Origin of the sequence: Streptomyces sp. NPDC050743 (assembly GCF_044456925.1) — a bacterium.
GTDB lineage: Bacteria > Actinomycetota > Actinomycetes > Streptomycetales > Streptomycetaceae > Streptomyces.
In genome coordinates this window covers 243,407-260,776 of the sequence record NZ_JBITGJ010000006.1, presented here as the reverse complement: position 1 = coordinate 260,776, position 17,370 = coordinate 243,407, and the positions used below count along the sequence as shown (strand labels likewise).

Genomic DNA, 17,370 nt, shown 5'->3' with positions numbered 1-17,370 from the left:
GCGCGGACGGGAGGTTTCGGAGTTGCTGCCGCGCTTCATGTTCTCCACGTCCACCGAGGAGAACCGGCGCTCACGACCGACCCACGTGAACGGGATCTTGCCGTCCAACGCCCACTGCCGAAGCGTCATCGGGTGTATCCCGAGACGCTTCGCAGCCTTGGACATACGCAGCAACTCCACCCACGCAACTGTACATACACAACACTAGGGGTTACCAATGAAGTTGGTGAGCCTGGGCGCTTGATCGGACGAGGGCCTCCCCGGCGCTGCGGATCGCCAGATCCGCACGGCGCCGACGGGAGGCCCTGGTGTTTGACGACCATCTCCCCAGGGACGAAAACCAGCCATTTCTGTGCGGCCGACAGGCGCCACGGCCGCCGCGCTCCCCTCTATGCACGCAGGGAACTCACAGAAAGCACACAGAAAATCCATGGATGTGCGGGCCCTGTGACGCATCCGCGGGACGGCCGGCGGCTGAAAGTTTCAGGCCAGTGGGCCCTGCCCGCCGACGAAGCGTCTGTACCAGCGCGTTCACGCGTGCATGCGGAGCCCTTGCGATGCATGCACGCCGAAGCTGGAGACCGGCCTCAAAAAGGGGACCCCGGTCTCTTGGTCCGTGCCCGACGGACCCGGTTCCTCGAACCTGAAAAGAGAAACGCTATGTCCGAGTACGGCTTCACCCGCGCGTCCGATGAAGTTCTGTCGGTCCGGAACGAGCTGGCCGCCCCCATGAACCCGGATCACGTCCTGGTCTACGGGACGGTGTCCGACCTGCCGTCCGCGCTGCGGCCCACCTTCGTTCCACCGGCACCCTAGCCGCGAGGAGACCGGCTAGAATCTCGGCGCGTTACGGGACCGCGGCACCCGTGTGGTGCGGCGGTCCTTCGCGTTCCAGCAGGCCTTGTGCCAGTGGCGGCGGTCGTCCACGCCCGCGTGCTCCGGCCAGGCCACCACGTGCGGGACGCCGGAGGGGATCAACTGGTCGCAGCCCGGGCAGCGGTAGGTCTTGCCCTCGGCGCTCGACCCGGCGACATGGCGCACGCTCCAGTCCTCGCCCTGCCAGTTCTCGGTCGACTGCCAGCCGCCGTACCGGCCGGCGCGGTCGTCCTCGGCGCTGCGGCCCGACGATCCGGCTGCCTTCGGTCGGTTGCGACGCGGGGACACGGGACACCTCTCGGGGCTATACAGGAAGCACGGCTGCATCCAGCCTACGCGCCGCCATGTGGGGTACGGGTACGGAACCAACCCGTACAAGTCACCCTCCAGGGCGACCCATTCTGCAGACAATCCGCAAATCTCTCCGTGAGGCCGTGTCCTGCGCACGTGTCAGACGGTTATGCCCTGTGGGGGAGCTCCGGGTCGGAGCCAAGGAAGCAGGAAATGAGATGTACGTAGGAAGTTTTGTGCTGGGCGCCCAGTTCCCGGGCCAGGGCCCCGGGGAAGCCCTGCACCGGGCCGTCCGCTCGGCGGAGGTCGCCGAGGAGGCCGGGCTGGACGCCGTGTGGCTGGCCGAGCACCACTTCGTGCCGTACGGCACATGCCCGTCCGCCGTCACCCTCGCCGCCCTGCTGCTCGGCCGCACCCACCGCATCCGGGTCGGTACGGCGGTCAGCGTACTGCCCACCGCCCACCCGGTCGCCCTCGGCGAGCAGGCGGCGCTGCTGCACCTGACGAGCGGCGGACGGTTCACGCTCGGCGTGGGCCGCGGCGGGCCCTGGGTGGACCTGGAGGTCTTCGGCGCGGGCCTGGCGGCGTACGAACGCGGATTCCCCGAGTCACTCGATCTGCTGCTGCGCTGGCTGCGCGAGCCACGGGTGTCGGCGTCCGGCGAAAGGTTCAGCTTCCGCGAGGTGCCGGTCGTACCCCGCCCCTCGGAGGCGCTGACCGAGGCCCCGGGCCCCGAGGTCGTCGTCGCGTGCACCTCGCCGTCGAGCGTACGGCTCGCCGCCGAGCGCGGGCTGCCGATGCTGCTCGGCATGCACGTCGGGGACGAGGAAAAGGCCGAGATGGTGGCCCTGTGGCGCAGCTGCGCCCGCGCCGCGGGCCGGCCGGCCGAGGAGATCGCGGGCGCCGCGCACGTCTCGGCCGGGGTGTGCCAGCTCGCCGACCGGCGCACGGACGCGGCGGAGACGCTGATGAAGGCGATGCCGGGCTGGCTGAAGCAGGGCCTGGAGGCGCATGTGACGGTCGACGGCCGGGCGCGCTCGATGCGCGACCCGTACGCCTACACGGAACTGCTCTGCGGACTGCACCCGGTCGGCACCCCGCGACTGGCCGCCGACCGGCTCGCGGCCACCTCGGAGCGCACCGGCATCACCCGCTTCGCGCTCCTCGTGGAGGGCTCGGGCGATCTCGCCGCGACGGAGGAGAACCTGCGGCGGCTGGGCGCCGAGGTGCTGCCCCAGCTGCGCTGAGCCGCCCGGCACCTCCCCGGCCGCCTTGGGGGCTTGCCGCCCCAGCACTGAATGCACCTCCCCCGGGTGGAGCGGCAAGCATGCGGCTGACAGCGTCCGCCGTACCGGGACTGCCCGTCAGCAGTCCCGAAGCTCCGGCGACTGGTTCAGCAACTGGCTGCGTACCGAGGTGAAGCGGGCCAGGGTCTCGTCCACCGAGGCGTCCAGCGGGAACACCGCCACCCGGTGGCAGTTCTGGAAGGCCAGCCGCACACCGAAGTGCCGCTGCAGGGCGCCGCGGATGGCGTCACTCGCGAGCGCACGCAGCAGCTGACCGCGTGCCTGCTCGTCCGGCGGGGGCGTCTGGTTGTCGGCGAACGGTCCGCCGTCGACCTTCAGCTGGGCCACCAGGGAGCTGATCATCTCCCATGCGTAGGGCAGGGAGGTCCGGACGCAGTCGACGAATGCTGCTTCGTCGACCTCGCCTCGCTCGGCCTGTTCGAGTAGGGCCGGTGAGACGTCGAGCGACATGGGTTCTCCTCTCGCACCCCCACGGAGCAGGGGTTGCCGGACGGGTAAGGGAGTTCGCGATATCGAACACTCTCAGTACATAGGCGGCGACCTCCCGTTTACTACGGTAGGCAACCGTCGGTGACCACACCAGCAGAATGCGTATATGGAACGGTCCCGTTACGGGCACAATCGGCCAGGGATGAACAAGAGTTTCCAGGGACAATTGGGACGATCGATCGGGAGCAGGACGGGCGAATCGCGCGCACCTCGGGGCGTCGAGTAGCGTTGCCGACCATGCGTCTCGTCATTGCCCGATGCTCGGTCGACTACGCCGGCCGGCTCACCGCCCACCTGCCCTCGGCGCCCCGCCTGATCCTGGTCAAGGCGGACGGCAGCGTCTCCATCCACGCCGACGACCGGGCCTACAAGCCCCTCAACTGGATGTCGCCGCCCTGCACGCTGAAGGAGGGCACGGGCGAGGACGAGGGCGTGTGGACCGTCGTCAACAAAGCGGGCGAGAAACTGATCATCACGATGGAGGAGATCCTCCACGACTCCTCGCACGAACTCGGCGTGGACCCCGGCCTGATCAAGGACGGCGTGGAAGCGCACCTGCAGGAGCTGCTCGCCGACCGCATCGAGACGCTCGGCGAGGGATACACCCTCATCCGCCGCGAGTACATGACGGCCATCGGCCCGGTGGACATCCTGTGCCGGGACGCGGACGGCCAGACGGTCGCCGTGGAGATCAAGCGCCGGGGCGAGATCGACGGCGTCGAGCAACTCACCCGCTACCTGGACCTGTTGAACCGCGACCCGCATCTGGCCCCGGTCCGCGGCGTCTTCGCCGCGCAGGAGATCAAGCCCCAGGCCCGCGTCCTCGCCACCGACCGCGGCATCAACTGCCAGATCCTCGACTACGACGCCCTGCGCGGCCTCGAGGACGACAAGCTGCGCTTGTTCTGAGCCTCAGCCTTTGGTCTTTTGCGCCGCGACGGCGCTCGACCATGACGAGTCGAGCGCTGTCGCGGCGGGCGGAGACCAGCCGCGCTCAGATCACCGAGCCGTACGACTCCGACGCGGCCCCCGAGCCCGTCGCACTCCCCGAACTCTGCGGTGCCGTCGGGCCGCTCGCCGTGTCCGTCGTGGACGGGCTCGTGGTCGTCGGACTGGTCGACGGCGAGGTGGACGGGCTGGACGTCGGCGAGGTCGAAGGCGGCGTGCTGGGGGTCTTCGTCGGCGTCGGTGTACCCGGCTTGGTCGTCCTGGGCCTGGACGGGGTCGGCGTCGTGCCTCCGCCGCCTGTGCCCTTGGTGTGGCTCGGGCCGGCCGAAGGCGTCGTGGCCGACGGCGTCGGGTCGTCCGTCGTGCCGTCGGGGCCCGGGTTCGTCGGGCTGCTGGTGGGCCGGTGGGATCCGGTGCCCGCGGACGGGGTCTGGTTCGGGTCGGCACCCAGGGTGCCGTCGTCCGTGTCCTGGCTCGCCGACGGATTGACGTCGACGTTGCCGGCCGGGTTCTTGTCGGCGTTCTCGTTGGACGTCATGCCCAGCGTGACGACCGTACCCAGCACGGCGGCGAGCAGCGCCCCGGAGCCGACCGCGACGAGGTTGCGGCGGGCCAGCCGCCGGAAGCCTCCGCCCCGCTCCGCGGCGGCCGGGAGCCGGGTCGTGACCAGCGGGTCGCCGAGGGGCACGTACGGCGGCGGGGCCGACTCCTCGTGCCGTACCTCCGGCAGCTCCTCCCCCGCCGTCGCGGCGATCCCGGGTACGTCGCCCGAGCGGTCGGCGACCAGCGCGAGCGCCCGGCGCCCGGCGGTCGTGCCCCGCTTGTCGGCGAGCGCCCCGCGCAGCCCGATGGACGCCTCCAACTCGGCGCGGGCCCGGTCGAGCTGGCCTCCGCACAGCGCGAGGACACCCAACTCGTGGTGGAAATAGGCTTGTTCGGATACCTCACCGGCCAGCCGGGAGGCCTCGGCGCCGGAGCGCAGGGCCCGTTCCCAGGCGCTCCAGTGCAGCCCGGCGGCGAACGCGGGCGCGGCCGTACGGGCGAGCCGTACCGCGCAGCTCTCCTCCCCCTCGGCGGACGGCGCCGTGTGCGGCACGATCACGGCGAGCGCGGCCAGCACCGCGTCCGCCTCCGCGCACACCCGCTCGGGGGTGACCGAGGGATGCCCGGCCCACCAGGCGTAGTGCTCGGCGGCGGCCAGCGCCTGGGTCCGGGCGTCGTCGGCGTATCCGGCGGCCTCCAGCTGGGTCAGCACACCGGCCGCGAGCCGGTAGCGGGCACCGACCGGCGAGACCAGTCCGCAGCCCGCCAGTTCGCCGAGGGCGGCGTCGGCGTGGGTGTCGCCGATCAGCGCCGGCAGATGCGCCTGGTGCGGCACCTCACCGCCGAGGCCGACGGCGAAGCGCAGGGTGGCGCGCGCGGAGGCACTGAGCCGGGAGGCGAGCAGCGGGGCGGGCGCGGCGGCCTCGCCGAGGGAGGGCAGCGGGACCTCGTCCGCCGTTTCCAGGGGCAGCTCGGCGGGCTGGCGTGCGTCCTCGAAGACGCCGTACTCGTCCACGGCCCCGGCGCCGGCCCGCAGCTCGTCGCGCTGCCGGAGCAGGGCGCCGGCCTGGACGAAGCGCAGGGGCAGGCCCTCGGACTCGAACCACAGGTCGCCGGCCCAGTTGGACTCCTCCTCGGTGAGGACCCGGCCGGCGGTCCGCTCCAGGATCTCCTCACCGGCCGCGCGGTCGAGGCCGCTGAGGAAGACCTCCTCGACCTCCGACCCCTCGGCGGGCGCGGGCACGTCGGGGGTGGCGCCGATCAGGAACGCGCACTCGGGGGTGGCGTCGAGGAGCTCGTCGAGGGCCGCGCCGCCGAACTCGATGTCGTCCAGGACGACGACCGCGCCGATCTCGCGGACCAGTGCGCGCAGTTCGTCCGGATCGAGGCGGTGGCGCGGGGCGTCGTAGACGGCGTGGAAGAGGTCGTGCAGGAGGTCGGTGGCGGTGCGGTGGAAGCCGGTGAGACGGACCACGCCGTCGGGGGCGAGGTCCAGGCAGTCCTCTGCGACCAGGTCCAGCAGGGCGGTTCGGCCGGAGCCGCCGGGCCCGGTGAGCCGTACCGAACGGCCGCGGGCCAGCAGCCGGACCAGGCGCTCGCGTTCGTCCTGGCGTTCCAGCAGGGGAAGCGCCGGCTGGGCGGGGCCGGGCGGCACCGGCGGCCGGGCGGCGCGCTCGGTCTCGGCGCGCTCGTCGGCGGTGCGCTTGCGGGGGCGCTCGGGCTGCCGGTGCGGTGGGCAGGGCTCTATCTCGCTGCCGTCGACCGGGTTCACGGTCAGCAGCAGGTCGCCGGCCACGACATGCGCCGTGCGGGCCAGCGCGGGCGTGCTCTGGCCGAAGTCGGAGGTCAGGGATTCCCGGGGCGGGCGGCGGCCGGCCGCCTGGCCGTGCTCCTCGGGTCCCCGGTGGATCGGGTCCATGGGTTCCATGGGTTCAAACCCCCAAAAGCGTCGTGTGCCCGTGATTGCGGCCCCTCCCGGCCTTGGTCGCACACCGCGCTGTCGCTTCTGGTCCGGGCCCGCTCGGTCGAGGGTTGCGAGGCGGCGGGCGACCGAACCCTAAACCTTCGCTCAGTATCTCCGACAGGGCGGGGTGCCGTGCGGTCCGAGACGTCACAGTCCGGTGAGGATTGCCCCCGTCGTGCGCTTCGGCGGCTGTGCCCGGGTCCCGCCGGCCGCAGCGGTCTCCGTCCGGCTCACACCCGTGCGCACCTCACGGTCGTACGCACCCCATGCCCGTACGCACCTCACCCCCATACGCACCTCAGACGCGGGGCAGCGACTCGACCCCGATGCCGCCCTCGATGGCGAGGATGCGGTGCAGCCGGGTGGCCACCAGCAGGCGCTGCATCTGCGGTGGGACACCGCGCAGCACCAGACGGCGACCGCAGCGGCCGGCCCGCCGGTGGGCACCCATGATCACCCCGAGTCCGGTGGCGTCCCAGGAGTCCAGTTCGGACAGGTCGAGCACCAGGTCGCCGACTCCGCCGTCGACGGCCGAGTGCAGGGCCGTACGGGCGTCCGCCGCGCTGCGGACGTCGAGGCGCCCCCCGACGACCAGCTCGGCGTGGTCGCCCCTGATGTACATATGCGCTCCCCGTTGAGTGCGGTTGGCGTACTCCGTGACGTTGCAACGTCTGACTGTGTGAGTGGTGGTGCGGTTGCTGTTTGTAAGCGAACCGATACCGAATTCACCCCTGGGAGTGATACTCCCGGGGGTGATGTCCGGCGGATGTCCGTACGGAAGGTGCTCAGTACTTGTAGAAGCCCTGCCCGCTCTTGCGGCCGATGTCACCGGCGTCCACCATCCGGCGCATCAGCTCCGGCGGGGCGAACTTCTCGTCCTGGGACTCGGTGTAGATGTTGCTGGTGGCGTGCAGCAGGATGTCCACGCCGGTGAGGTCGGCGGTGGCGAGCGGGCCCATGGCGTGCCCGAAGCCCAGCTTGCAGGCGAGGTCGATGTCCTCGGCGGTGGCGACGCCCGACTCGTACAGCTTGGTCGCCTCCACCACGAGGGCGGAGATGAGCCGGGTGGTCACGAAGCCGGCGACGTCCCGGTTGACGACGATGCAGGTCTTGCCGACGGACTCGGCGAACTCCCGCGCGGTGGCGAGGGTTTCGTCGCTGGTCTTGTAGCCGCGGACCAGCTCGACGAGCTGCATCATCGGCACCGGCGAGAAGAAGTGGACGCCGACGACCCGCTCGGGGTGCTCGGTGGCCGCCGCGATCTTGGTGATCGGGATGGCGGAGGTGTTGGAGGCGAGCACGGTGTCCTCGCGCACGAGCTTGTCGAGCGCGCGGAAGATCTCGTGCTTGACCTCCAGCTTCTCGAAGACGGCCTCGACGACGACGTCGGCGTCGGCGGCGGCGTCCAGGTCGGTGGTCGGGGTGATGCGGGCCAGGGCGGCTTCGGCGTCGCCCGCCTCCAGCTTGCCCTTGCTCACGAACTTGTCGTACGAGGCCTTGATGCCGTCGGTGCCACGCTTCAGTGCCTCGTCGGTGACGTCCCGCAGGACGACGTCCCAGCCCGCCTGCGCGGCGACCTGAGCGATCCCGGACCCCATGAGACCGGCCCCGATGACGGCGAGCTTCCGTGCCACTCCGACTCCCTTGAACGCGCTCCAAGTCTGCTTCTCCGGCGGACCCTAGCGCTCCGGCGGCGCTGTGTGAGCGGTTAGTAACGCGTGTCACGGTCTCAGAGCGTGAGACACCCGTCACGTCCCGGCCGGCGAAATCGGCGATCCTCCCACCGGCTCGCCCGGGGGGATTGCGGGCGCTGCGGCCGACGCGCCAATCCCTTGCGGATCGGCGCTGGTTGGCGCTTCGGAAGGCGCGCTCAGGCCGCCGTCCGCACGGCGTAGTCCAGGACCCGTTCGCCCAACAGGTCCTCGATGTCGTCGAGGAGGGCGAGCACCTCTCGGGACACTTCGCGCGGTTCGCGGCCCTTGACCATTTCGCGGCCGATGACCGCGATGACCGTGCTGTGGATCCAGCCGATCTGACCAGCCATCAGATGGGGCAGTTCGTCGTCGTCCGCGGCGCCGGCCTCCTCGCGCAGGGCCTGCTCCGGGTTGGCCTGGACCTCCTGGCCGATGGCCCAGAGGCGGGAGCGCAGGGCGGGGGCCTCCTCGATGACCTTCATGAAGGCGGCGTAGCCGGGGAGCAGGCCGACCCGGGGGGAGACGGCCTCGACCTCCTCGCGCAGTTCGCGCAGGACCGCGGCGGCCTCCGACTCGCCCCCGGGACGGCCGCGGACCCAGCGGGCCAGGCGGTCGATCATGCCGGCGGAGCGGTCGAAGAAGAGGTCTTCCTTGGCGGAGAAGTAGTTGTAGACACGGTCATCGCCGACAAGGGGCAGGGGGTGGTGGAGCGGATGCGCGTGACCCCGGTCAGCCGCCTCGCCCTCCTCCTCGGCCGGGTGCTGCGCGACGCCACGGTCTTCGTCTTCCAGGCGGTGCTGCTGGTGCTGGCCGCGCTGGTGACGGGCCTGCGCACGCCGCTCGCCGGCGTGCTCGTCGGCTTCGCCTTCGTCGCCCTGCTCACGCTCTGGCTGGCCTCGCTGTCGTACGCGCTCGGCATGAAGGTCCGCACCCCGCAGGAGTTCGGCCCGCTGATCAACATGGTGTCGATGCCGTCGATGCTGCTGTCCGGCCTGATGCTCCCGATGACCCTCGCACCCGCCTGGCTGAACGTGCTGTCGCACTTCATCCCGTTCCGCTACCTGGTGGACGCGGTGCGCGACGGTACGTCGGGCACTACGCGACCGCGCACATGCTCTACGGCGTCCTCGTCGCCGTCGGTTTCACGGCGCTGGCGGTGACGGTGGGCACACGAGTGTTCCGGACGGCCGGGGCGTAACTACGCTGGCCACATGGTCAATCTGACGCGCATCTACACCAGGACCGGCGACAAGGGCACCACCGCCCTCGGTGACATGAGCCGGGTCGCCAAGACCGACCTCCGGATCTCGGCCTACGCCGACGCCAACGAGGCCAACGCGGTGATCGGCACCGCGATCGCGCTGGGCGGCCTGGACGCGGAGGTCGTCAAGGTCCTCACGCGCGTCCAGAACGACCTGTTCGACGTGGGTGCCGACCTGTCGACGCCGGTGGTGGAGAACCCCGGGTTCCCGCCGCTGAGGGTGGAGCAGTTCTACATCGACAAGCTGGAGGCGGACTGCGACCGCTTCAACGAGCAGCTGGAGAAGCTCCGCTCCTTCATCCTGCCCGGCGGCACCCCGGGCGCTGCCCTCCTCCACCAGGCCTGCACGGTCGTACGCCGCGCCGAGCGCTCGACCTGGGCGGCCCTGGAGGTGCACGGCGACACGATGAACCCGCTCACGGCGACCTACCTCAACCGGCTGTCCGACCTGCTGTTCATTCTGGCGCGGGTGGCGAACAAGGACGTCGGGGACGTGCTGTGGGTCCCCGGCGGGGAGCGCTGAGAGCGGCTACCCGCGCGGGGACCCGTGACGCGTCAGCGGTCCGTGTCGCTCGCCGCGTCCCGGTCGGCCGCGGCGGCCGCGGACTCCGCCGCGTTCACCTTCTTCTGCATCTCGGCGTATCCGGAGGGCGTGCCGGACACCGCCGGGCTGTTCGGGGACGCCCCGTCGTGGTGGGCGCAGCCCGCGGTGAGCGCCACCATCAGCGCCACCGCCGACAGGGCCACCGCCGGTGGCATGGCCCGCCGTGCCCGCATCAGCTCGCCGCCTTCCCGCCGTTGTTGTCCCGGCACCAGGTCCGTACGTCGTTCAGGTCCTTCTGGCGCTGCTGGAGGTTGCTCACCAGCGACTTGCGGAAGTCCAGCCGGTCCTGGAGGAAGGTGGCGATCTGGGTGTGGCCGGCCTTCTTCGCGTTGTCCACGCGCTGCTGCAGCCGGGCCACCGAGCCACGGGTGCCGGCCCCCGCGTCCAGCCGCTTCAGGGCCCGCTGGATCCGGCGGTCGATCTTGGGCACCCGCTTGCACAGGGCGTGGGCCCCGTCTCCGGTGGGGGCCGGTGCGGGGCTGCCGCTGTCGGCCGAGGCCACTTGGGCGGTGCCCGCCAGGACAACCGCCACGGCGCACCCGGCGAGCAGGGTGCGCGTACGTCGACGTGCATTCATCGGTGTCTCCGTTCCCTTCCCGGACGAGCGGGTCGTCCGTCCGACGCAACGCAGGCTAGGAAGGGTCTTTGGGGAAACTCTGTGACCGGTTTGCCCCGGCTGTGCCGATCAGCCAGTCCCGCCGGCCGGGCAGGATCGCGCCGCCCGACGGCAGCCGTACCTCGAAGCGCGCACCGGTCCCGTTCGGCCCGTCCGTGACGGTGACGCTCCCCCGGTGCAGGGCCGCCTGCTGGGCGACGAGGGTGAGGCCGAGCCCGGAGCCGGCGCTGTCCGGGCCCCGCCGGAACCGTTCGAAGATCCGGGCGCGGGCATCGGGCGGTACCCCGGGGCCTTGGTCGTCGACCGTGACCAGGACCTGGCCGGCGGTGCCGGTCACGCCGACCCGCACCCGGGCCCGGCCCTGTGCGTCGCGGCCGTGGGCGAGGGCGTTGCCGAGCAGGTTGTCCAGCAGCAGGCGCAGGCCGGGCTCCCAGCCGTGCACGGTGACCCCGGGTCCCGCGTCGAGGGCGATGTCGGCGTCCGGGGCGCGCCGCCGGGCCTCGGCGACGGCGGCGTCGGCGAGGTCGGGCAGGTCGACGGGCCGGAACGCCTCCGCCTCCACCAGGTCCGCGCGGCCCAGGTCGCGCAGCATCACCAGCAGACCGAGCAGGCGGGCGTGTTCGCGGTGCAGGTCGGCGAGGACCTCGGCGCGCTCCGGTGCCGGCAGGTCGGGGTGGCCGGTGAGGATGTCGAGGTTGGTGCCCATGCTCATCAGCGGGGTGCGCAGTTCGTGTGCGGCCGCGGAGGAGAAGGAGCGGGCGGTGTCCAGGGCCTGGCCGGTGCGGGCGGCCTGTTCGTCGTAGCGGGCGAGGACGGTCCTGAGGGTCGCGGCCAGCTCGTCGACCTCGCGCACCCCGGTGCGTTCCTCGGGCAGCCGGGTCGTGCTGGTGCGCGGGTCGAGGCCGGCGGCGCGGCGGGTGAGGCGGGTGAGGGGCGCGCTCGCTCCGGCGGCCAGGCCCCAGGCGAGCAGCCCGGACAGGGGTGCGGCGAGCACCGCGGTGAGGAGCACCCGGTTGCGCACGAGCCGGACCTGGGCGCGGTCGGCGGTGTCGGGCGAGAAGAGCCACAGCGTGCCGGAGGCCGCCGCGGTCCGTACCGGCCGGGCCAGGGCCCGCCAGCCGCGCCCGCCGTCGCGCAGGGTGGCGAAGCCGGAGGTGCGGTCGGGCAGGGTCACGGCGGGGCCGGGCTGGGGGCCGCCGCCGAAGTCCGTGTCCGCTCCGACGAGCCGTACGCCGACGTCGAGGGCCGCGCTGTACAGCCGGCGCTCCCGGGTGTCGGCGGCCTTGGGCCGGCCGTTCGCCGAGGCCCGCAGCAGCGCCCGGGCCTCCGGGGCCAGGGCCACCGCGCGTTGCCGGAGGTGCTGGTCCTCGGTCCGCTTCAGGTCCCGTGCGACCAGGTGCAGCAGCAGCCAGCCGGCGGCGAGCACGAGCAGCGGGACGGTGCAGCCGACGGCGAGGGCGATACGGGTGGAGAGTCTCACGGTGTGTCCCGCGGTTCCCTGAGCACGAAGCCGACGCCCCGCACCGTGTGGATCAGCCTGCCGGCGCCGTCCGCCTCCAGTTTGCGCCGCAGATAGCTGACGAAGGTGTCGACGGTGTCGGTGCGCACGTCGAAGTCGTAGCCCCACACCCGTTCCAGGAGCTGGTCGCGGGTGAGGACCAGTCCGGCGTTGCGGGCGAGCACCTCCAGCAGCTCGAACTCGCGCCGGGTGAGGTCCAGGGGCCTGCCGTCGCGCCCGGCGGTCCGGGCGGCCGGGTCGATCACCAGGCCCGCGACCCGCAGCGGCGCCGGGCCGGCCGGCGGGCGGCGGCGCAGCAGGGCGCGCAGCCGCAGCACCAGTTCCTGCAGGGCGAACGGCTTGACCAGGTAGTCGTCGCCCCCGGCCTGGAGCCCGGCGATCCGGTCGGCGGTCTCGTCCAGCGCGGAGAGCATCAGCACGGGCAGGTCCCGGCCCTCGTCGCGCAGCCGGGTGCACACCTCGATGCCGCTCATGCCGGGCATCGACACGTCGAGCACCAGCACATCGGGCGGCGCGTCCCGGACCGCCGCGAGCGCCTCGGGGCCGTCGGCGGCGGTCCGCACCGCGAAGCCGCTCAGCCTGAGTCCGCGCTCCAGCGAGCGCCGGATCGCCGCGTCGTCGTCGACGACCAGCACCGCACCGGAGCCCGCCGTGTCCGTCATGCGCCCCCTCCTCGTCGCCGGTCAGCGTACGACCCCGCGCCGAGCGGGCGGCAGGGTGGGCGGGGCTGCTTCGGCCGGGTCAGGGGCGGCGCTGGACCTCGTGCCGCGGGCGCTGCCCGGCCGGCTCCCGTTTCGGGAACACCGTGTAGCCGACGGCGAGGACCAGGTTGACGGCGAGGACCATGAGCAGCCGCAGCTGCCAGGCCCGCAGCGGATCGGTGTCGCGGCCGTCGCCGACGTACCAGGCGGCGGCCTGGAGCAGCGCGAGGCCGACCGCGCAGGCGAGGATCCAGCGGCCCGCGACCCTCCACTCGTGGACGGCGCGGGCCCTGCCGTACTTCGGGGGCCTGACCGGGCGCGGGCCGCCCGCGAAGCGGTGGGCCACCCAGGCGTCGGCCCACGTGATGGTGGAGTGGCCGAGTCCGACCGTGAAGCCGATGTAGACGGCGGCCAGTCCGTGCCGCCAGTCCGGTTCGGCGCCGTTCTTCAGGTCGATCGCGGTCACGACGAACAGCACCAGTTCCAGCAGGGGCTCGCACAGCAGCAACACCACGCTCGCGCGGCGCCGTTTCAGCAGGTAGCGCACGGCCAGTCCGGCGGCCAGCAGCACCCAGAACGCCACCTCGCAGGCGATGATCAACCCGACGATCACGATTCGCTCCCCTCGCTCACCTCCAAGGCTCCCGGCGCCCGGGGCGCGGATCGTCGTCGGTGAGGGCGAATCCCGGGGTAAGCGAAAGGTGCAGTCGAGGACCGTGCCCAGGGAGCAAGCGGGGCGGCCGTGGGCCCTGTTGGATGGGGGCATGACCCTCGCGTTCCCCCGCCCCCACCGCGACGACGTGCGGATCGCCGTGGGCGGGCTGCTCGGCGGGGTGCTGCTGTGGCTGTTCGGGATCCATCCGCGGGTGCCCGCGGACCCGCTCGTGCAGTGGGCGGCGCCCTGGGCGCCGTTGGTGCCGCTGGCGGTGACGGCCTCGTGCGAGCCGCTGCGCCGCACCCGGCCGCGCATCGGTCTGCTGGTCGGCACGCTCGCGCTGACCCTGGACACGGTGACGCTGGGCAGCGTCGTCACGATCGTGCTGTACACCGACCTGGTGTACGCGGCCGTCCTGTACGGCACCCCGTCCTCCGCCCGCCGCATCCCCTGGATCACCGGGCTGCTGACCGTGCTCGGCGGGGTCGTACCGGCCGCCCTGTGGCGCGATCCGCAGGCGCTGCTGATCGGTGTGGGGATCGGCGTGGTGGCGTTCGCGCCGGCCGCGACAGGCTGGGTGGTGCGCAATCACCGGGACGCCGCCGAGGCCGCCCGGCTGCGCGCCGAACAGACCGCGCTGCTCGCCGAGATGGACCGGGCCCAGGCGGTCACGGCCGAACGGGCCAGAATGGCACGGGAGTTGCATGACATGGTGGCCAACCATCTGTCCGCGATCGCCATCCACTCCACGGCCGCGCTGTCGCTGGACGATCCGCGGACCTCCCGGGACGCCCTGAGCGTGATCCGGGAGAACAGCGTGGCCGGGCTCGCCGAGATGCGGCGGCTGATCGGCATCCTGCGGGAGAGCAGCGGCGATCTGGAGCCGGCCGCCACCCCGACGCTCGACGGCCTCGCCACCCTCGTCGAGGGCGCCCGCGTCAATGGCCTGGACGTCCGCCTGGCGGCCCGGCACGGCCGGGTACCCGCGCCGGTGGAGCTGGCCGCGTACAGGATCGTGCAGGAGTCCCTGGCCAACGCGCTCAAGCACGCGGCGCCGGGACCGGTCCGGGTCGCCCTGCGGCAGGCCGACGGCACCCTGCACATCGAGGTCACCAGCTCCTACCGGCCCGGCGACCCCCCGCGCGCCCCCGGCTCGGGCTCCGGGCTCACCGGGATGCGGGAGCGGGCGACGCTGCTCGGCGGCGGCTTCGCTGCCGGGCCCGAGGCCGGCCGGTGGGCCGTACGCGCCGCCCTTCCGCTCACCGGGACAGAGACCGAAACCGCAGCCAGAGGAGACTCCCCGTGATCCGTGTCCTGGTCGCCGAGGACCAGTCCGCCGTACGCGCCGGGCTCGTCCTGATCCTGCGCAGCGCGCCGGACATCGAGGTGGCCGGGGAGGCGGCGGACGGCGAGCGGGCGGTGGAGCTGGCCCGGGAACTGCGGCCGGACCTGGTCCTGATGGACGTGCAGATGCCGCGCCTGGACGGGGTGTCGGCGACCCGGCGGATCGTCGCGGAGGGGCTCGCGGACGTCCTCGTGCTGACGACCTTCGATCTCGACGAGTACGTGTTCGGGGCGTTGCGGGCGGGCGCGGCCGGGTTTCTGCTGAAGAGCACCGAGGCCCGGGATCTGCTGAAGGCGGTGCGCACGGTGGCGCGCGGGGAGGGGATCGTCGCGCCGGCCGTGACCCGGCGGCTGATCGCCGAGTTCGCGGCCGGTCCGGTGCGGGAGAGGACGGACGGTCCGGCCGCGCTGGAGGGCCTGACCCGGCGCGAACGGGAGGTGCTGTCCTGTGTCGGCCAGGGCCTGTCGAACGCCGAGATCGCCGAGCGGCTGCGGATGGCGGAAGGCACGGTGAAGACGCACGTCAGCCGGCTGCTGGCCAAGCTGGGGCTGCGCAGCCGGGTGCAAGCGGCCTTGCTGGCGCAGGAGTTGGGTGTCTAGCGGGCACGGAGGAAATTGGTCCAGACCTATTGACCCGTGGTCCAGACCTTCCTACTCTCGCAGCACCGTGGGCGTGAAGGCTCAGTCATGCCCCTGACACCTCCGCCATTCCCCACTTATCGAGGAGGCGCAGCATGCGCTTCAGACACAGAGCCGCGGCAGGGCTCGCGACCCTGTTGCTCCCCCTGGCCGGCCTGGTCGGTCTCGCGAGCCCCGCCCAGGCCGCGACCACCGCCACGGCGACGTACGCCAAGACCCAGGACTGGGGCACCGGCTTCGAGGGCAAGTGGACGGTGAAGAACACCGGCACCACGGCCATCAGTTCCTGGACGATCGAGTGGGACTTCCCTTCCGGTACGTCCGTCACCTCGGCCTGGGACGCGGACGTCACGTCCTCCGGCACCCACTGGACCGCCAAGAACAAGTCCTACAACGGCACCATCGCCCCCGGTGCCTCCGTCTCCTTCGGCTTCAACGGCGCGGGCCCCGGCTCCCCGTCCAACTGCAAGCTGAACGGCGACAGTTGTGACGGCACGACCGTCCCCGGCGACGCCGCGCCCAGCGCCCCCGGCACACCCACCGCCTCGAACATCACCGACACCTCGGTGAAGCTCGCCTGGAGCGCCGCCACCGACGACAAGGGCGTCAAGAACTACGACGTGCTGCGCGACGGCAAGGTCGTCGGCACCGTGACCACCACCTCGTACACGGACAGCGGTCTGACCGCCGGCACCGACTACTCCTACACCGTGCAGGCCCGCGACACCGCCGACCAGACCGGCCCGGTCAGCGGCGCGGTCAAGGTGCACACCACCGGCGGCGGCACCACTCCCCCGCCCAGCGGCGACAAGGTCAAGCTCGGCTACTTCACCGAGTGGGGCATCTACGGCCGCAACTACAACGTCAAGAACCTGGTGACGTCCGGCTCGGCCGCGAAGATCACGCACATCAACTACGCCTTCGGCAACGTCACCAACGGCCAGTGCGCGATCGGCGACTCCTACGCCGACTACGACAAGGCGTTCACCGCCGACCAGTCGGTCAGCGGCGTCGCCGACACCTGGGACCAGCCGCTGCGCGGCAACTTCAACCAGCTGCGCGAGCTGAAGGCCAAGTACCCGAACATCAAGGTGCTGTGGTCCTTCGGCGGCTGGACCTGGTCCGGCGGCTTCGCCCAGGCCGCGGCCAACCCGACCGCGTTCGCGCAGTCCTGCTACAACCTGGTCGAGGACCCGCGCTGGGCCGACGTCTTCGACGGCATCGACATCGACTGGGAGTACCCCAACGCCTGCGGCCTGTCCTGCGACACCAGCGGGGCCGCGGCCTTCAAGAACGTGATGGCCGCGCTGCGCGCCAGGTTCGGCTCGAACAACCTGGTCACCGCCGCGGTCACCGCCGACGGCTCCTCCGGCGGCAAGATCGAGGCCGCGGACTACGCGGGCGCCGCGAGTTCCGTCGACTGGTACAACGTGATGTCGTACGACTTCTTCGGTGCCTGGGACGCCCAGGGCCCGACCGCCCCGCACTCCCCGCTCACCTCGTACTCCGGCATCCCGAAGGCGGGCTTCACCACCGCCGACGCGATCGCCAAGTACAAGTCCATCGGCGTCCCCGCGTCCAAGCTGCTCATCGGCATCGGCTTCTACGGCCGCGGCTGGACCGGCGTCACCCAGGACGCCCCGGGCGGCACGGCCACGGGACCGGCGGCCGGCACCTACGAGCAGGGCATCGAGGACTACAAGGTCCTGAAGTCGTCCTGTCCGGTCACCGGCACCGTCGCGGGCACCGCGTACGCGCACTGCGGCAGCAACTGGTGGTCGTACGACACCCCGTCGACCATCGCCGGGAAGATGAGCTGGGCCAAGTCCCAGGGCCTGGGCGGCGCGTTCTTCTGGGAGTTCAGCGGCGACACCAGCGACGGTGAGCTGGTGAACGCCATCAGCAGCAACCTGTAAAAAG

19 protein-coding genes and 1 pseudogene are annotated in these 17,370 nt (G+C 72.1%); 8 read left to right on the top strand and 12 right to left on the bottom strand.

Annotated features, from left to right (window positions below):
- On the bottom strand, positions 1-165 hold a 165-nt coding region (locus ACIBJF_RS10230; RefSeq protein WP_399173249.1), incomplete at its 3' end, for an excisionase family DNA-binding protein.
- Positions 166-660: 495 nt separating this feature from the next.
- On the opposite strand from ACIBJF_RS10230, the gene ACIBJF_RS10225 reads away from it, so the two are divergent.
- Complete coding sequence (locus ACIBJF_RS10225) at positions 661-816, top strand: hypothetical protein (RefSeq protein WP_399173232.1); 156 nt, start codon at positions 661-663, stop codon at positions 814-816.
- A 15-nt stretch (positions 817-831) separates the two neighbouring features.
- On the opposite strand, the gene ACIBJF_RS10220 is transcribed toward ACIBJF_RS10225, so the two are convergent.
- Entirely contained in the window at positions 832-1,164 is a 333-nt protein-coding gene (locus ACIBJF_RS10220) for an ATP/GTP-binding protein (RefSeq protein WP_399173231.1), read from the bottom strand.
- Positions 1,165-1,385: 221 nt separating this feature from the next.
- On the opposite strand from ACIBJF_RS10220, the gene ACIBJF_RS10215 reads away from it, so the two are divergent.
- Positions 1,386-2,414, top strand: a complete 1,029-nt coding sequence (locus tag ACIBJF_RS10215; RefSeq protein WP_399173230.1) for an LLM class flavin-dependent oxidoreductase — start codon at positions 1,386-1,388, stop codon at positions 2,412-2,414.
- Positions 2,415-2,531: 117 nt separating this feature from the next.
- Here ACIBJF_RS10215 and ACIBJF_RS10210 read toward each other — a convergent pair whose 3' ends face one another.
- Positions 2,532-2,924 (bottom strand): SCO5389 family protein, encoded by a 393-nt coding sequence (locus ACIBJF_RS10210; protein WP_030656147.1) that lies wholly within the window; start codon positions 2,922-2,924, stop codon positions 2,532-2,534.
- A 276-nt stretch (positions 2,925-3,200) separates the two neighbouring features.
- Between ACIBJF_RS10210 and nucS the strand changes: the two genes are divergently transcribed.
- Entirely contained in the window at positions 3,201-3,872 is a 672-nt protein-coding gene (gene nucS, locus ACIBJF_RS10205; protein WP_351799990.1) for an endonuclease NucS, read from the top strand.
- 85 nt (positions 3,873-3,957) lie between these two features.
- Here nucS and ACIBJF_RS10200 read toward each other — a convergent pair whose 3' ends face one another.
- From ACIBJF_RS10200 to ACIBJF_RS10185, 4 genes are all read right to left on the bottom strand, one after another.
- Positions 3,958-6,372 (bottom strand): ATP-binding protein, encoded by a 2,415-nt coding sequence (locus ACIBJF_RS10200; protein ID WP_399173248.1) that lies wholly within the window; start codon positions 6,370-6,372, stop codon positions 3,958-3,960.
- Between the two features lie 343 nt (positions 6,373-6,715).
- Positions 6,716-7,039 carry an STAS domain-containing protein gene (locus tag ACIBJF_RS10195; protein WP_390058662.1) on the bottom strand — a complete coding sequence of 108 codons (324 nt, stop codon included), beginning with the start codon at positions 7,037-7,039 and terminating at the stop codon, positions 6,716-6,718.
- Positions 7,040-7,202: 163 nt separating this feature from the next.
- Complete coding sequence (locus ACIBJF_RS10190; RefSeq protein WP_399173228.1) at positions 7,203-8,051, bottom strand: 3-hydroxyacyl-CoA dehydrogenase family protein; 849 nt, start codon at positions 8,049-8,051, stop codon at positions 7,203-7,205.
- A 236-nt stretch (positions 8,052-8,287) separates the two neighbouring features.
- A complete protein-coding gene (locus tag ACIBJF_RS10185) occupies positions 8,288-8,902 on the bottom strand; it encodes a TetR/AcrR family transcriptional regulator (protein WP_399173247.1) in 615 nt (204 codons plus the stop codon).
- Here ACIBJF_RS10185 and ACIBJF_RS10180 point away from each other — a divergent pair.
- Together ACIBJF_RS10180 and ACIBJF_RS10175 are read left to right on the top strand one after the other, a co-directional pair.
- Positions 8,798-9,309: pseudogene (locus tag ACIBJF_RS10180) on the top strand (ABC transporter permease); the annotation flags it as partial. The gene ACIBJF_RS10185 and the pseudogene ACIBJF_RS10180 overlap by 105 nt on opposite strands.
- A gap of 13 nt (positions 9,310-9,322) precedes the next feature.
- Positions 9,323-9,895: a cob(I)yrinic acid a,c-diamide adenosyltransferase gene (locus tag ACIBJF_RS10175; protein ID WP_399173226.1), complete on the top strand. Its 573-nt coding sequence runs from the start codon at positions 9,323-9,325 to the stop codon at positions 9,893-9,895.
- A 32-nt stretch (positions 9,896-9,927) separates the two neighbouring features.
- On the opposite strand, the gene ACIBJF_RS10170 is transcribed toward ACIBJF_RS10175, so the two are convergent.
- From ACIBJF_RS10170 to ACIBJF_RS10150, 5 genes are all read right to left on the bottom strand, one after another.
- A complete protein-coding gene (locus tag ACIBJF_RS10170; RefSeq protein ID WP_399173225.1) occupies positions 9,928-10,149 on the bottom strand; it encodes a hypothetical protein in 222 nt (73 codons plus the stop codon).
- Complete coding sequence (locus tag ACIBJF_RS10165; protein WP_399173223.1) at positions 10,149-10,553, bottom strand: hypothetical protein; 405 nt, start codon at positions 10,551-10,553, stop codon at positions 10,149-10,151. Before ACIBJF_RS10165 ends, ACIBJF_RS10170 begins: the two co-directional genes overlap by 1 nt.
- A gap of 55 nt (positions 10,554-10,608) precedes the next feature.
- Positions 10,609-12,072, bottom strand: coding sequence for an ATP-binding protein (locus tag ACIBJF_RS10160; RefSeq protein WP_399173222.1), 1,464 nt, complete (start codon positions 12,070-12,072; stop codon positions 10,609-10,611).
- Positions 12,069-12,773, bottom strand: coding sequence for a response regulator transcription factor (locus ACIBJF_RS10155; protein WP_399173221.1), 705 nt, complete (start codon positions 12,771-12,773; stop codon positions 12,069-12,071). Before ACIBJF_RS10155 ends, ACIBJF_RS10160 begins: the two co-directional genes overlap by 4 nt.
- Before the next feature lie 79 nt (positions 12,774-12,852).
- Positions 12,853-13,425, bottom strand: coding sequence for a hypothetical protein (locus tag ACIBJF_RS10150; RefSeq protein WP_399173220.1), 573 nt, complete (start codon positions 13,423-13,425; stop codon positions 12,853-12,855).
- A 151-nt stretch (positions 13,426-13,576) separates the two neighbouring features.
- On the opposite strand from ACIBJF_RS10150, the gene ACIBJF_RS10145 reads away from it, so the two are divergent.
- The 3 genes from ACIBJF_RS10145 (at position 13,577) to ACIBJF_RS10135 (ending at position 17,366) form a co-directional block, all read left to right on the top strand.
- Positions 13,577-14,773 carry a sensor histidine kinase gene (locus ACIBJF_RS10145; protein ID WP_399173219.1) on the top strand — a complete coding sequence of 399 codons (1,197 nt, stop codon included), beginning with the start codon at positions 13,577-13,579 and terminating at the stop codon, positions 14,771-14,773.
- Positions 14,770-15,411: a response regulator gene (locus tag ACIBJF_RS10140; protein WP_399173218.1), complete on the top strand. Its 642-nt coding sequence runs from the start codon at positions 14,770-14,772 to the stop codon at positions 15,409-15,411. The genes ACIBJF_RS10145 and ACIBJF_RS10140 overlap by 4 nt, the downstream gene beginning before the upstream one ends.
- Before the next feature lie 134 nt (positions 15,412-15,545).
- Positions 15,546-17,366, top strand: coding sequence for a glycosyl hydrolase family 18 protein (locus ACIBJF_RS10135; RefSeq protein WP_399173217.1), 1,821 nt, complete (start codon positions 15,546-15,548; stop codon positions 17,364-17,366).
- Positions 17,367-17,370 lie beyond the last annotated feature (4 nt).